13 protein-coding genes are annotated in these 15,587 nt (G+C 53.1%); 1 reads left to right on the plus strand and 12 read right to left on the minus strand.

Features of this window, described 5'->3' with window-relative positions; translation table 11 throughout:
- Nucleotides 1-62 precede the first annotated feature (62 nt).
- On the minus strand, nucleotides 63-959 hold the full coding sequence (rfbA, locus tag J4377_RS11770; protein WP_253485685.1) for a glucose-1-phosphate thymidylyltransferase RfbA: 897 nt from the start codon (nucleotides 957-959) through the stop codon (nucleotides 63-65).
- A 401-nt stretch (nucleotides 960-1,360) separates the two neighbouring features.
- Between rfbA and J4377_RS11775 the strand changes: the two genes are divergently transcribed.
- A complete protein-coding gene (locus J4377_RS11775; RefSeq protein ID WP_253485687.1) occupies nucleotides 1,361-1,612 on the plus strand; it encodes a hypothetical protein in 252 nt (83 codons plus the stop codon).
- Between the two features lie 153 nt (nucleotides 1,613-1,765).
- On the opposite strand, the gene J4377_RS11780 is transcribed toward J4377_RS11775, so the two are convergent.
- From J4377_RS11780 to galE, 11 genes are all read right to left on the minus strand, one after another.
- The gene (locus J4377_RS11780; protein ID WP_301271681.1) at nucleotides 1,766-2,056 is read right to left on the minus strand and encodes a GIY-YIG nuclease family protein; all 291 of its coding nucleotides are present in this window, start codon (nucleotides 2,054-2,056) and stop codon (nucleotides 1,766-1,768) included.
- A gap of 18 nt (nucleotides 2,057-2,074) precedes the next feature.
- Entirely contained in the window at nucleotides 2,075-2,968 is an 894-nt protein-coding gene (gene rfbD / locus J4377_RS11785; protein ID WP_253485691.1) for a dTDP-4-dehydrorhamnose reductase, read from the minus strand.
- Nucleotides 2,965-4,032: a dTDP-glucose 4,6-dehydratase gene (rfbB, locus tag J4377_RS11790; protein WP_253485693.1), complete on the minus strand. Its 1,068-nt coding sequence runs from the start codon at nucleotides 4,030-4,032 to the stop codon at nucleotides 2,965-2,967. Before rfbB ends, rfbD begins: the two co-directional genes overlap by 4 nt.
- A 48-nt stretch (nucleotides 4,033-4,080) precedes the next feature.
- On the minus strand, nucleotides 4,081-4,962 hold the full coding sequence (locus J4377_RS11795; protein WP_253485696.1) for an ABC transporter ATP-binding protein: 882 nt from the start codon (nucleotides 4,960-4,962) through the stop codon (nucleotides 4,081-4,083).
- A 218-nt stretch (nucleotides 4,963-5,180) separates the two neighbouring features.
- The gene (locus J4377_RS11800; protein WP_253485699.1) at nucleotides 5,181-6,590 is read right to left on the minus strand and encodes an MBL fold metallo-hydrolase RNA specificity domain-containing protein; all 1,410 of its coding nucleotides are present in this window, start codon (nucleotides 6,588-6,590) and stop codon (nucleotides 5,181-5,183) included.
- 2,211 nt (nucleotides 6,591-8,801) lie between these two features.
- The gene (locus tag J4377_RS11805; RefSeq protein ID WP_253485702.1) at nucleotides 8,802-9,899 is read right to left on the minus strand and encodes a chain-length determining protein; all 1,098 of its coding nucleotides are present in this window, start codon (nucleotides 9,897-9,899) and stop codon (nucleotides 8,802-8,804) included.
- 3 nt (nucleotides 9,900-9,902) lie between these two features.
- The gene (locus tag J4377_RS11810; RefSeq protein ID WP_253485705.1) at nucleotides 9,903-10,712 is read right to left on the minus strand and encodes an ABC transporter permease; all 810 of its coding nucleotides are present in this window, start codon (nucleotides 10,710-10,712) and stop codon (nucleotides 9,903-9,905) included.
- A 77-nt stretch (nucleotides 10,713-10,789) separates the two neighbouring features.
- A complete protein-coding gene (locus J4377_RS11815) occupies nucleotides 10,790-12,514 on the minus strand; it encodes a polysaccharide biosynthesis/export family protein (RefSeq protein WP_253485707.1) in 1,725 nt (574 codons plus the stop codon).
- 2 nt (nucleotides 12,515-12,516) lie between these two features.
- On the minus strand, nucleotides 12,517-12,939 hold the full coding sequence (locus tag J4377_RS11820; protein ID WP_083006182.1) for a DVU3141 family protein: 423 nt from the start codon (nucleotides 12,937-12,939) through the stop codon (nucleotides 12,517-12,519).
- A 261-nt stretch (nucleotides 12,940-13,200) separates the two neighbouring features.
- Nucleotides 13,201-14,475: an O-antigen ligase gene (locus tag J4377_RS11825; RefSeq protein ID WP_253485709.1), complete on the minus strand. Its 1,275-nt coding sequence runs from the start codon at nucleotides 14,473-14,475 to the stop codon at nucleotides 13,201-13,203.
- 107 nt (nucleotides 14,476-14,582) lie between these two features.
- Nucleotides 14,583-15,581, minus strand: coding sequence for a UDP-glucose 4-epimerase GalE (gene galE, locus J4377_RS11830; RefSeq protein WP_253485711.1), 999 nt, complete (start codon nucleotides 15,579-15,581; stop codon nucleotides 14,583-14,585).
- Nucleotides 15,582-15,587: the final 6 nt, after the last annotated feature.

Raw genomic sequence — 15,587 nt, forward strand, 5'->3', positions numbered from 1 at the left:
GGGGTGAGGAACTCGATGTAAGGCGTGAAGGGTGAGACTACTTTCTCCTCACTACTCCCCCCTCACTTATTACCTTTCGTTTTGAGTAGGCGTTGCAGGTATTGGCCGTATTGGGTTTTGGCGAGTGGCTTGGCTAGTTCGGCTAAGCGCTCGTCGCTAATCCACTGCTGCTGCCAGGCGATCTCTTCCAGACAGGCGATTTTAAGGCCTTGGCGGTGTTCAATGGTTTGCACATATTGGCTGGCTTCTAGCAAGCTGTCGTGGGTGCCGGTGTCTAACCAGGCAAAGCCGCGGCCAAGGCGTTCTACGCGTAAATCACCACGCTTTAGATAGGCGTTATTCACACTGGTAATTTCTAGCTCGCCACGCTCTGATGGCATTACGTTTTTGGCGATTTCAACAACATCGTTATCGTAGAAATATAAGCCAGTAACAGCATAAGCCGACTTGGGCTTTCTCGGTTTCTCTTCGATAGAGATCGCGTGGCCTTGCTCATCAAATTCCACCACGCCGAAACGTTCAGGGTCTTTCACTAAATAGCCAAATACCGTCGCGCCCGACGTGTGTGAACTGGCGCGCTTTAACTGGTCAGAAAAGTGCTGCCCATGGAAGATGTTGTCGCCTAGTACCAAGCAAACGGGGCTTTCACCGATAAATTCTTCCCCAATGATAAACGCTTGGGCCAAGCCATCGGGGTTAGGCTGTTCAGCGTATTGCAGGCGAATGCCAAAGTCTTCGCCAGTGCCTAGTAGGTTTTGGTACTGGGGAAGGTCTTCCGGCGTTGAGATAATCAGAATATCGCGAATACCTGCCAACATAAGCACCGAGATCGGGTAGTAGATCATCGGCTTGTCATAAATCGGCAGGAGTTGCTTGGATACACCGCGGGTAATGGGGTGTAACCGCGTGCCCGAGCCACCGGCTAGGATAATGCCTTTTCTTTGTGAGCTTTGGCTCATAGTCATTCATTAACCTTTTGTTCTGTCATTCCCGCGGCCTGCCGTTCTGTCATTCCCGCGTACCTTTAGCGGGAATCCAGTTTGATTTTAGTACTCTGGCTTCAGTGGGTAAGGTCAAGATGGATTCCCGATAACCCCACTCGGGAATGACACCTTACACCTCGTCATTCCCGCATGCCCTTAGCGGGAATCCAGTTTGATGTTAGTACTCTGGCCTCGGCGGGTAAGGTCAAGGTGGATTCCCGATAACCCCGCTCGGGAATGACACCTTACACCTCGTCATTCCCGCATGCCTTTAGCGGGAATCCAGTTTGATTTTAGTACTCTGGCCTCAGTGGGTAAGGTCAAGGTGGATTCCCGATAACCCCACTCGGGAATGACGGGGGTGTGGTTTGGCGGGAATGACGCCTACTGACGGTCACTCCCGCATGCCTGCCGCTCTGTCACTCCTGCATGCCTGCCGCTCTGTCATTCCCGCATGCCTGCCGCTCTGTCACTCCCGCATGCCTGCCGCTCTGTCATTCCCGCATGCCTGCCGCTCTGTCATTCCCGCATGCCTGCCGTCCTGTCATTCCCGCATGCCTTTAGCGGGAATCCAGTTTGATTTTAGTACTCTGGCCTCGGCGGGTAAGGTCAAGGTGGATTCCCGATAACCCCACTCGGGAATGACGGGGGTGTGGCTGTCGGGAATGATGCCTACTGACGGTCACTCCCGCATGCCTGCCGTCTTGTCATTCCCGCGTGCCCGACCTTCTGTCATTCCCGCGTGCCTTTAGCGGGAATCCATTGTGGTTCTGCTAGCCAGGCTAAAGTATGTCAGGGTAGAGGTCTTTCCAATTTGGGTTGTGGTTTTCGATTAACTGGATTTTCCACGCTCTGTTCCATTTCTTGAGCTGCTTCTCACGTTTTATAGCCGCTTCCATATCACTTGCTTGTTCAAAGTATACGAGTTGGTTGGTTACATACCTTGCTGTGAAACCGTCGTATGACTGCTGCTTGTGCTGCCATGCTCGCTGGACTAAGTCGCTGGTCACACCGATATAGAGTGTGCCGCGTTTTTCGCTGGCCATTATGTATACGCAAGGCTGTTTCTGCATGGCTTGTTAATGATCGGGCTATTGATCCAGATATTCACGTAATGTCAGTCCCAGCTGGCTTTGCCAGGCGGGCATTGTAATGCCTAGTGCGCTCTCTAACTTACCCAGCGCCATGCGTGAATTCAGTGGGCGTTGGGCGGGCGTTGGGTATTCTGCCGTGGGAATACCAGCCGTTTTTTCAGATGTAATCGCCAGTGCCTCCCCTGCTTCACGCGCCTGGTTGAAAATTTCGCTGGCGAAGCCGTGCCAGCTGGTTTCACCGCGTGGTGCGAGATGATAAACCCCTGACGATATATTGATGGTCAGTGGAGAGCCTTGGGTGGTGAATGCCAGCGCGGTGACTTGAGCGATTAGCCGTGCCGGCGTAGGCGCGCCTATTTGGTCGTTGACGATGCTTAGCGCTTCCCGTTCGCGGCCCAGCCGCAGCATAGTTTTCATGAAGTTGTTGCCGCGTGCGGCGTAGACCCAGCTCGTGCGAAAAATCAGGTGGCTGGCACCACTTTCAAGCACCGCTTTATCCCCTTCCAGCTTGGTTTGGCCGTAAACGCTTAGCGGGCCTGTGGGGCTATCTTCCTGCCAAGGTGTTTCGCCGTTACCCGGATAAACATAATCCGTTGAGTAATGTACCAGAGGAATACCCTGCTTCGCGGCGTAATCAGCTAGCTGCGCGGGTAGCTCGGCGTTTAAACGCTGTGCCTGCTCTGGTTCACTCTCGGCTTTATCAACGGCGGTGTAAGCAGCGGCATTGAGAATCAGGTCAGGCTGGTGTTTCTCAAGATAAACATCGACGGCTTCGGCGTTGGTTAGGTCAAGCTCTTGGCGCGCTGGGGCCAGGATAGTGCCGAACGGGGCAAACTGGCGCTGGAGCTCAAAGCCTACTTGGCCATTTCCGCCGGTGATGACGATATTCATGAAATACTACCCAATCGCTGACCTTGATAACTGCCATCTTGTACGCGCTTCCACCAGGTTTCGTTGGCGAGGTACCATTCGACGGTTTTTCTTAGGCCGGTTTCGAAGGTTTCTTCTGGCTTCCAGCCCAGTTCACGTTCAATTTTGCTGGCATCAATGGCGTAGCGTACGTCGTGGCCGGGACGGTCTGTCACGAAGGTGATGAGCTCACGGTACGAATGCTCTTGTGGCACTAGCTCTTGAAGCAGGTCGCACAATGTTTCAACAACGGTGAGGTTGGCTTTTTCGTTATGCCCGCCGATGTTGTAGGTTTCGCCGATTTCACCTTCTGTGGCCACTTTGATTAAGGCGCGAGCGTGGTCTTCTACATATAGCCAATCGCGGATTTGCTGGCCATTGCCGTATACCGGTAGCGGCTTGCCTGCTAGGGCATTGAGGATCATTAGCGGGATCAGTTTTTCTGGGAAGTGATATGGCCCGTAGTTGTTAGAGCAGTTGGTGACCAGTGTGGGCAGGCCGTAGGTGCGCTGCCATGCACGCACTAGATGATCTGAGCTGGCTTTGCTGGCCGAGTAGGGTGAACTGGGCGCATAAGGCGTAGTTTCGGTAAAGAGGTCATCGGTGCCTTCCAAATCGCCATACACTTCATCTGTACTGATGTGATGAAAGCGAAAGGCTTCTGCCTTGGCTGCATCTTGCTGCTGTAGGGTTTTCCAGTACGCGCGTGCGGCTTCTAGCAAAACTGCAGTACCAACCACGTTGGTTTGAATAAACTCGGAGGGGCCGTCGATAGAACGATCTACGTGACTTTCTGCTGCGAGATGCATTACTACATCGGGCTGGTGCTGTTCAAACAGCTGCTGCATCACAGGTGTATCGCAAATATCTGCTTGCACAAACGTGTAGCGCTCACTGTCGGAGACACTTACCAACGATTCTAGATTGCCTGCATAAGTGAGTTTATCAACATTCACGACTTGGTTGTCGGTGTTATGGATTAACTCACGAATAACGGCAGAACCAATGAAACCTGCCCCGCCGGTAATGAAAAACGTTTTACTCATGCTGCAATCTCAATAACTGTCTTATTGGCTATCTTATTAGCGCTGACACTAGCGTGTGCTTTGCCGTAGCTCTAAATTTTCACGCGCTTCTTTTGCTCTACTGCTAGCTTCTTTAACTGCCTTTTTAGCTGCAGCGAGCGCCTTTTTGTCGTCCTGCTCTTTGGCATCAGCTAGGGTTTCTTGAGCGGCTTTTAAATCAGCGTGACAGGCCTGCAGGTATTTACGAGCCCCTATCACATCGCTAGGCAATTCAGACTGACGTTTCTTTTTGTCTACATCTGAATGATAGGCGGCAATGGCATCGTTGATATCGTCGTACCAAAAGGCGCTGCCTTTTTTTAAATAAACTCCTGCCTGGCAGAGATCTTTCAAAATGCCTTCTGAGTGGGAAACCATTATCAAAGAGGCTTGGCCCGTTTTCGATTCAAATAGCTCTTTAGCTTTGGCTTTAAACGCACGATCGCCAACGGCAGTGGCTTCATCGGAAATGTAGACATCAAAATCAAACGCGAGCGATAAACCAAACGAAATACGTGACTTCATGCCCGATGAATAAGTACGAATGGGCTCATCAAAAGCTGGGCCAATTTCTGCGAACTCTTCTACGAATTTGATAACCCGTTTGACTTCTTCGGAGCCACTGCCTTGCACACGCGCAACGAATTTAACGTTTTGGCGCCCCGTCATGTTTCCCTGCATTCCCCCAGAAAGCCCTACCGGCCAGGAAACACGGCTGTGACGAATAACCTCGCCACGTTCAGGGGTGTCCATGCCAGCAATAAGACGCAAAAGTGTCGATTTACCTGCTCCGTTCGCGCCTATTAAGCCTACACTAACGCCCAGAGGGATGGTGAAATTGACGTCTTTTAGTACCCAATCGCTACCATGATGGTTGTGGTAACGCTTGTAAAGATGTTTGATTTCAATCATTTTAAATTCGTGAATAGTGAGTGGTGAATAGTGAATAGGAAATTCATGGGCAAGTAAGTTTCACCGACTCTTTAGGTGTTTAATAGGTAGCGCGCGGTAAGCGAAGCGCACCCGTGAGTGCAGTGCGAAGCGGTACTATACTAATCAGCAGTCTAGGACTTCGCTGTGGTTGCGGATACTTTGGTTTCGCTCGTTCCTCGCGGCCTTGTTACACCGCACTACATATTGATATTAAGCGGTTTGCTAGTGCGCTGATAAAGCACTTCTAGCTCATGTTTGAGCGCGCGTTTGGCGGTTTGTTCACCGTGCACCAAGTGTATGGTGTAGGGCCAGCGCCGCATACGTTTTACGAAATTGAGCAGGCCTTTTTGATCGGCATGAGCTGAGTAGCCGCTGATGGTGGTAACCCCTGCTTTAATGTCGATACGTTGACCATCAATTTCCACCCAACCGCCCTGCGGGCCATATTGCTGTATCGCTCGCCCTGGTGTGCCTGCGCCTTGATACCCCACGAACAATACCTGGTGGCGCTCATCACCTAGCATGGCTTTTAGGTAGTTCATGATGCGCCCACCCGCACACATGCCACTGGCAGCAATGACTACCGCTGGGCGACCGGTTTTTGCTAGGTATTGGACAGTTTGCTCGTGGGCTTCGTGGCTTTCTACGGTGTAGAGATTTTCGAAGTTGAGCGGGTGGCGGCCACTGCGTACGCGGCGTTGGGATTCCTTGTCCCAGTAGGGTTTTAACTGGCGGTACACACGGGTAAAGCGCGCTGCCAAAGGGGAGTCGACGATAATTTCTAGCTGTTGCCACTGGCTGTTTTTGTTGCGCTTGGCTTCATGGACAATGCCTTCTAGCTCGTATAACAGCTCTTGTGTACGGCCTATACTGAAGGCTGGCACCATCACTGTACCGCCGTTACCAAGGGCTTTTTCTATGGCATTTTTAAGCGTGGCACGGCGCTTGCGGCGGCCTACGTGCTGGCGGTCTCCGTAGGTGCTTTCGAGAATTAGCTGGTCGCAACCGTAGGGTGATTTAGGTGCAGGTAGTAGTGGTGCGTAGGGTGCCCCTAAATCACCGCTAAAGATAATCCGTTCTTTGGCTCCATTGGCGCGCCGATGAGCTATTTCTACGTAACTAGAACCGAGTATGTGGCCTGCCCGTTTGAGCTTGACGCGGGTAGTAATGCCCTGCTTACCCTTTTCGTAATCATTCACAACCGTGTGCCATTTGCCGTAAGGCACGCTGACGATTTGTGATTCGAGCTGCGCTTGAAAGCGTTGAATCAGATCTGCATTACGCGTGAAGCCGATTTTTAAGGCATCTTCAATCACTAGCGGTAGCAGTATGGCCGAAGGAACCGAGCAGATAATGGGGCCTTTATAACCCGCCGCCAGCAGGTAAGGCAGCCGCCCCACGTGGTCAATATGTACGTGGGTAATGATCAGAGCTTTAACGGTACTGATATCAAATTCAATTTGCAGCTGTTGGAAATGGTCTTGCGCTGCGTCTTCACCTTGAAAGAGACCGCAGTCTACTAGTAACGAGTGTGTACTATTGAGGATGAGCTGATGACAGCTACCCGTTACGCCTGTTGCGCCACCGTGGTGGATGATATCTAACATCGAAAAGTCCTTTTTCGGTGGCGCTAGCCGCCGTTGCGGGTGCCTCGGTTTCGCTCGTTCCTCGCGACCTCGTTACACCGCACTACGATGTGCATTGATTTTGTAGCGCGGTGTAAACGAAGCGCACCCGCGGGGGCATCAATGCGGTGCTGACTGCAAGCCTTTGGGCGGCTTCGCCGCCGTTGCGGGTGCCTCGGTTTCGCTCGTTCCTCGCGACCTCGTTACGCCGCACTACGATGTGCATTGATTTTGTAGCGCGGTGTAAGCGTCAGCGCACCCGCGGGGGCATCAATGCGGTGCTGACTGCAAGCCTTTGAGCGGCTTCGCCGCCGTTGCGGGTGCCTCGGTTTTGCTCGTTCCTCGCAACCTCGTTACGCCGCACTACGATGTGCATTGATTTTGTAGCGCGGTGTAAGCGTCAGCGCACCCGCGGGGGCATCAATGCGGTGCTGACTGCAAGCCTTTGGGCGGCTTCGCCGCCGTTGCGGGTGCCTCGGTTTTGCTCGTTCCTCGCGACCTCGTTACGCCGCACTACGATGTGCATTGATTTTGTAGCGCGGTGTAAGCGTCAGCGCACCCGCGAGGGTATCAATGCGGTGCTGACTGCAAGCCTTTGGGCGGCTTCGCCGCCGTTGCGGGTGCCTCGGTTTTGCTCGTTCCTCGCGACCTCGTTACGCCGCACTACGATGTGCATTGATTTTGTAGCGCGTGGTAAGCGAAGCGCACCCGCGGGGGTATCAATGCGGTGCTGACTGGAGGCTTTTGGGTGGCTGCGCCGCTGTTGCGGGTGCCTCGGTTTCGCTCGTTCCTCGCGACCTCGTTACACCGCACTACGATGTGCATTGATTTTGTAGCGCGTGGTAAGCGAAGCGCACCCGCGGGGGCATCAATGCGGTGCTGACTGCAAGCCTTTGGGCGGCTTCGCCGCCGTTGCGGGTGCCTCGGTTTTGCTCGTTCCTCGCGACCTCGTTACGCCGCACTACGATGTGCATTGATTTTGTAGCGCGGTGTAAGCGTCAGCGCACCCGCGAGGGCATCAATGCGGTGCTGACTGCAAGCCTTTGGGCGGCTGCGCCGCTGTTGCGGGTGCCTCGGTTTTGCTCGTTCCTCGCGACCTCGTTACACCGCACTACGATGTGCATTGATTTTGTAGCGCGTGGTAAGCGAAGCGCACCCGCGGGGGTATCAATGCGGTGCTGACTGCAGGCCTTTGGGTGGCTGCGCCGCCGTTGCGGGTGCCTCGGTTTCGCTCGTTCCTCGCGACCTCGTTACACCGCACTACGATGTGCATTGATTTTGTAGCGCGGTGTAAGCGTCAGCGCACCCGCGGGGGCATCAATGCGGTGCTGACTGCAAGCCTTTGGGCGGCTTCGCCGCCGTTGCGGGTGCCTCGGTTTTGCTCGTTCCTCGCGACCTCGTTACTCCGCACTACGATGTGCATTGATTTTGTAGCGCGGTGTAAGCGTCAGCGCACCCGCGAGGGCATCAATGCGGTGCTGACTGCAAGCCTTTGGGCGGCTGCGCCGCTGTTGCGGGTGCCTCGGTTTTGCTCGTTCCTCGCGACCTCGTTACACCGCACTACGATGTGCATTGATTTTGTAGCGCGTGGTAAGCGAAGCGCACCCGCGGGGGTATCAATGCGGTGCTGACTGCAGGCCTTTGGGTGGCTGCGCCTCCGTTGCGGGTGCCTCGGTTTCGCTCGTTCCTCGCGACCTCGTTACACCGCACTACGATGTGCATTGATTTTGTAGCGTGGTGTAAGCGTCAGCGCACCCGCGGGGGCATCAATGCGGTGCTGACTGCAAGCTTTTGGGCGGCTGCGCCGCCGTTGCGGGTGCCTCGGTTTTGCTCGTTCCTCGCGACCTAGTTACGCCGCACTACGATGTGCATTGATTTTGTAGCGCGTGGTAAGCGAAGCGCACCCGCGGGGGTATCAATGCGGTGCTGACTGGAGGCCTTTGGGTGGCTGCGCCGTTGTTGCGGGTGCCTCGGTTTCGCTCGTTCCTCGCGACCTCGTTACTCCGCACTACGATGTGCATTGATTTTGTAGCGCGGTGTAAGCGTCAGCGCACCCGCGGGGGTAACAATGCGGTGCTGACTGGAGGCCTTTGGGTGGCTGCGCCGCCGTTGCGGGTGCCTCGGTTTCGCTCGTTCCTCGCAACCTCGTTACGCCGCACTACAAGGGGCACCGCTCGGCTACAACGGTACTCATCAATCCCTATGATCTTTCACAATCATCATAATCATGCTGAAAATAAAGGCTAGGAAGATAGTGATGATGGCGAACACACTGCTGTTGTAAAGGCGGTTTGGTTCGGTTGGGTATTCTGGGAATAGCGGACTTTGCAGCACACTCACCTGTTTGAGCTGGCGGGCGGCTTCTAAGCGCGTGTTTTCCAACGCGGCTAATGCGCTTGAATAAGTTTCTTGAGCAAATTGAGCTTGAAGTTCTAGTGTTTCGTACTCAGCCGATACGCGGTTTAACGAATCACCCGTTGCCTGGGCTAAGCGGTCGCGCTGCTCAACAATTTGGTCGCGCAGTGCCGTGATACTGCGCTCTACTTGGCGCAGCTCAGCTGACTGCGAGCTTTGAAAGCTTGCCAATGCATTGCGTTGCGCTTGCAGTCGAGCTAAGTCACCTTCTAGCGTAGCGACAACTTGGTTAATACTTTCTACCGTTGAGGTGGGCGATACTAGGCCGTACTCGTTTTGAAATTCGAGTAGTTCCGTACGCGTTTCGCGAAAACGATCTTCCAGGCGAATCATCTGCTGTTCTAAAAAGCGAACCTGCTCTTCGGCTAAGCGATGACCCATTTCATTCATATGGTTTTCGCCTGCTTCTAGCAGCAATGCAGCCATATCATGAGCAAATTCCGGTGTGTAACCTTGCACATGAATATTTAGAACACCCGCATACTCATCAAGCTCTACCTCTACCCGGCGCAGGTAATATTTATGTAAGTCTTCAATCGGGACATTAGGGTCACGCAATTTGGCAAAAATATCGCCGTGTTCGTTGTAGTGCTGGCGAATATCGAGCTGTTCATCTAGTAAACGCAGCATATCGACAGACAGCAGATGCTCACGTAGCAATAGAAGATCAGCTGTATTACCAGCGCCACCGCCCATCAATGAAGAAAGACTAAATTCTGGTGTGGCGACCTGAGGGCTTTCTAGCACCACCGTAGCCTGGGATACATAGCGCTCTTCTGCCCATACAAACCAATAAAAAGACACCAGCAGAATAGCAACAAACGCTACTGCCCACTGGGGCGATGTTTTTACAAATCGACGTAGGGAAGCTTGCATGAATTATTTTGCCTTTAACTTATCAACAAAGCGCAGGTGCATCAGTAGCCCTACCGAAATCAAAGTGAGTGTAAACAACCAAAAATAGAGCATACTGGTGCCGTGAACCACCTGGTAGTTTTCAAAAAAGCCTAGGCGCAATGTCTCTAGCCCATGAGGAATGGGGTTGAGCATTAGGTATTCCAACAGCCAGTGAGGCAAGCTATTTAGTGGGATTATCACACCCGATAGAATCATTAACGGCATGGAGAGCATTCGTATCACTTTGCCAACTTCAGGTACCAGTGTTGCGGCAACAGACGTTACCAGCCCCAAACCTAACCCCAGACTCCAAAGCGATAGCCACGCCGCCATCACGCGAACCGCATTGTCTGGGTACATATCCAACCCCAGCATGAGGCCGCCTGCGATAAAAACTAAAAAAACGAAGCTACGCAATGCCCCTTCTAAGAAATTACGTACAATAACAGGATCAACGGGTTGTACTTGGCGATAGGCGAACAGTGCTTTATTACTGTCAACCGCACCCATACCACGCATCATTCCTTCCCGAACTAACATAAACCCCAATAGTCCCGCAATTAACCATGGGATAAATTCAGCGTTTACAATTAGCCTACCACCGCGAATAAAGCTTCGCATGGACACCATAATGCCAACAAAGGCAACTGGCTCAAATAGCATCCAGAACCAGCCCATGCGATCGCCCATCGTACGGGAAAGCGCTTCCCGTATGAACATGGCGTACCAAACGCTACGAGTGACTTGCCAAGGCGTACGGGCGCCCTTAGGCGCACCTTTTACATTTGCCATAGCTCTACTTTTAAATAAGTGAGATGTGAGGTTTGAGGCGTGAGGTGTTAGTGGTTTTACCCCTCACACCTCACCCTTTACAGATCAACTGCGACGCGGGTAGCGACGGCAATTTGGAACAATATCTGCGTGAGCGTAGAAGCTAGCTGCAGGTTGTGGGTAGGTGCGGCGGGCATGACCAGAATTTCATCGCCTGGGCGCAGGTTAACGTTGCGGGCATTTTCTACCGCGCCGTTCTGACGAACCACTAGAATGTGGTCTTCATCGGCGCGGTTAGTGAAACCACCAGCGCTTTCGATGTAGTCAATCACGTTCATGCCAGGGCGATAAACAGCGGCTTGGGGTACGAGCACTTCACCACTAATGAGCATCGAATCGCTCAATTCAGGAATAGTGATAACATCGCCATCTTGCAGGCGAATATCCGAAATTTGGTCGTTGTAAGCAACAACCAAACGGCCGCTAGGCTCTAGCTCTCGGGCACGCTCAATGAAGTTTTGGATCAGTTCGGCTTCTTGGGCACGAATTCGCGCTTCTTCATTAGTGCTGGATTCAGCACTGAGATAGGTAGTTTCTAAGCGACGCAGGCTGTCTTCCATAGACTGCTTTTGCTGCTGCCTAACGCTTTCGCGCTGTAGCGAGATACTTTCTACCGCGGTCATATTTTCTGGCACAGGGATGGCATCTAGCAGTTCGCTTAAGCGTGCATCGCGGGGTAACGCGTAACGCGAAGGCCCGTAGTAGCTGCCCTCCACTTCAACCACGATGGTTTCACTACGCTTGTCGGCGCTGAACAGGACTTCATCGCCACTACGAATGGTTTGACCGTAGAACATATCAATAGGGAAGTATTGAGCAATGGGTCCTTCTTCCCGGTTACCGCGTAGCAGAACATGGGAAACACCGCTTCTTAAGCGCGCCAGATTCACTAACTCAGCGCCGCTTAGCTGATTGCCCAGTAATTCATAACGGTGTTCGCGATGCACATCGCCCCCCACCGCAATCGCCGGGCCGCGCTCTTCGACCACAATGGTATCGCCATCTTCAAACTGCGGCCGAGCAATAGAACCATTGATAAGAAAGTCGTATAGGTCGACCGTGGCAACCGTACGGTCGTTACGCATCACGCGAATTTGACGATAACTGCCCAAGTCTTGGTCGATACCGCCTGCTTGATCAAGAAAATAGAGTACTGAGTCGTTCGGTGTACCTGCGAAACGGCCTGGATTTTCAACATACCCGGTGACAAAAACAGCAACGGGCTGAACACCCTGCACGTTGGTGTAAACTTGTACGTTTTCTGGGTAAACCGATGTGATGGCACCGCGCACACTGCTTTCTACCTGCTGGCTGTTTTGGCCCTCTACATTTAATGGGCCAGAACCAGGAATAAAGATATTGCCCTGGGCATCCACCGGTAGCACGCGTTCAAACTCAAACGCACCCCAGGCACGCACGGTAATTTGATCACCGGGCTTTACTTGGTAGCTAGCATTCAAGCCATCGCCCATCGCGCCACGAAAGCCACCGCTAAACAGGTTGGCCCCGAACGGGGGTAATTCATCTGGGTTTTGCGGCTGTGCGCTGATAGGCCCATAAGTGCCGCTACGCCAATCGGCACGTGGCGTATCATCTACCTGTTCTTGCTGCTCACGGGTTTGCCCTTCCGGCAAAATAGTATTAGGTAGGCTAATGCTTTGTGCCCAGCCCGTCGTGCTTACGGCACTACTCATAATAACCAGCGAAGCAACGGCAAGAGGGCGTTTAAACGAGAGCCGTTTAAGAAGACGAATAGCGTTCATTTTTAGCGCCCTTGTGCTGCTGTTGATGTCGCGGAAGTGCTTTGGCTTAGCACTCGCTGATTAACCCAACCATTGGGAGTCTCACAGGTAAGTGCAGTACGGGCAGCGCCACTTCCTGACTCTACTACTCGCAACTGCCGACACGCTCTACCACTGGCCGCGAGGTAGGGGGCATCTGCAATAATTTCGACATTATCGCCCCAGGGGCTGCGTACTAGATTCATGACTGCCCCAGCAGGCGCTTGAGATAAAAAGCCATTGAGGTTGTCGTCGCTCAGCAGTTTGGCTGAGTCGGTATTCAGCACGTACTGCGCTTGCTGTTGTGTGCTGTTGGGATAGGTAGCGCAGCCGCTTACTACGGCAACGCTTAACGCTGCCAGCAGCATGCGAGCCGGCCGCGTTAGAAAAAATGGGCTATTTGACATGATGATTTCCAGTAAAAAGGCACGCTACCGCCCAGGGATTCTAACGGGCGCATTCCCTTGCCCTACGCTGTGCGGCTTAAAAAGTGGTTAACCTGTGCTATCGAAGCGGAGCCATTGTAAGGGATTAACTGGCAAGGCTCTACGTTGACAAACCTTATACAGTTAATTCATTAAATTTTGCTACATTACCCATGAAACACATAAAAAAAGCCAGATCTGTAAGAACTGGCTTTTTTTGTTACGGGATCAATGACTTAAAAGTTAACTTTGGAACTTGGTATGACTTGCTTCTCTCGTAAGATTTGCATAGATACCCCAAAACGAGGCTAGTAAAAAAGCATACATCATCACACCGCTGTTATGAGTTAAGAACGCTTGAGAGAGGCCAAAGTCGATATAGGTGACTGAGAGCAGCACGCCCGCGGTAGCAATAGATCGAATTGCTAAATGGTCGGCACCTAGCTGCCTAGCAAACAAGCGCATTGGAATGATGTAGAGCGCTAATAGAACAAACAAGCCAATCAAACCACGCTTGGCAAAAGCATCTATAAATTCATTATGTGCGTGGCCGTACGAAGCGGCCTCTTGCTCAATAACGCCCTCCTCCCCCAGCACTGCCATCGCCTGCTCGTAGCCATTGCTTCCCCAACCTATTAACGGTTTTTCTTGAATTAACAGCGTAGCTCCACGCCACATTTCAAACCTAGAACCCAATGAGGTGGAACGGTTCTCACCAGAGATATACAAATTGACATCATTGAACGCTTGATGAACGCGGCTTTGCACACCAAGCTGAGGCACGGCATAGACCGCGACACCGGCGATTAACACCGCGACTACAGCCGCGACCTTTAGCTTCGGTGAAAACCCTGTTCCATAAGCACGGTATAGCACCATCAATACGATAGGGAAGCCTACCCACCCCCCTCGGCTACCTGAAAATAGCGAGCCTAGTATGCCGCCCATCGCACCCAGCATCATGAAAACCACCCACACGTTGCGCTGTCGCTGAACAACTGCCCATCCAAGCCCCGCCAAACAAAGCACCCCAAGTAACATACTTAGGTTACCGAATTGGATAACGTGGGTATGCCCCTGGGCACGATCTACTCCTTCGAATAGCTTCTGCCATCCGGCCCAGGTGCCAGCACTGATCGCCCCCACGGCGATGCCGCTCCAAAGAAAAGCCAAGTTTGGGGGGTAGCGTAGCACCCAGAAGAGGGCCGGAATGGCCAGGATGAAACGGCTAGGCTTGTCGTAGCCTTTACCACCCTGACCACCCAGCCAAGCTTCCAACATCGTAATAGCTGCATAAACCAGTAGCACGGCGATGATGGCACCGTCCTGGCGCGTCAGAATGGGAACTCTGCGAAGGGCGATAAGCACTAGACCCGCCAGCACCAGAAGTAACGCACCCAGTGAGTAACCGCTGGGCACCACCAGTGCGATGGCGGCCAATAGAAAGACGGCCACGCCGGTGAATAGTTGTGGGGGCTGACTGCCTGTTGGTGACGAAAAACTGGGCGTTGACAACATTGAAACTGGCTTCCTTTCATGGCCTTGAGGCGGCAATTCATTAAGGCAGCCGATAGTAGCACAGGCAACGACGTTGCTCGCCAGGAGTTCACTTGACGGGCATTACCTCATGAGGCTGCTTGCTGCTGCCAGCGCCAGGTGTCGATCATCATATCGTCGAGAGTTCTGGTAGCTTGCCAGCCCAGCTCTTGCTGCGCCTTTTCAGCACTGGCCCAGAAAGCAGCCAGATCACCATCGCGCCGAGGTGCATAGCGGAAAGCCACGGGCACCTGTGTGGCCTGGGTGAAAGCATCAATCATTTGCTTGACCGACACCCCCTGCCCCGTGCCCAGGTTGTAGTGGCGGGCACCCGGCATTTCTAGTGCCTTAAGCGCAGCGCGATGCCCGGCAGCGAGATCAACCACGTGCAGGTAGTCGCGCACGCAAGTGCCGTCTTCAGTGGGGTAGTCATTGCCGTAGACCTGCAGCGCGGGCAGTACGCCTGCCGCCACTTGGCTGATATAGGGCATCAGGTTGTTGGGAACCCCTTGAGGTGACTCGCCGATCATGCCCGAGGGGTGCGCCCCAATGGGATTGAAGTAGCGCAACATAGCCACAGACCACTCCGAGTCACTGACGCACAGATCTTCCAGCACCTGCTCAACCATTGCCTTGGAGGTACCGTAAGGGCTGGTACAGCTGCCGCGCCCCATGGTTTCCACGTAGGGCGGGATAGCTTCCACGCCATAGACGGTGGCTGATGAGCTAAAGATCAGCTTTTTAACACCAGCCTTATGCATGGCATGGCACAGCGCAATAGTGCCGTATACATTGATATTGTAATACGCCAGCGGTTGGGTAACGCTTTCGCCCACAGCCTTCAGGCCCGCACAATGAATCACTGCTTCGATACAATGGCGCTCGAAAATAGTAGCCAGCAGTGCGGCATCGCGCACATCGCCCTGGTAGAACGCAACTGTGCGCCCGGTGATTTTTTCAATACGCGGCACTACAGAAGCCACACTATTGGAAAGGTCGTCCAGCAGTACTACCGTGTAACCTTCTTCCAGCAGCTCAACGGCGATGTGCGAGCCAATATAGCCTGTGCCACCTGTCACTAGGATCATTCAGAG

This window comes from Halomonas sp. XH26 (assembly GCF_024138895.1).
Classification (GTDB): domain Bacteria; phylum Pseudomonadota; class Gammaproteobacteria; order Pseudomonadales; family Halomonadaceae; genus Vreelandella; species Vreelandella alkaliphila.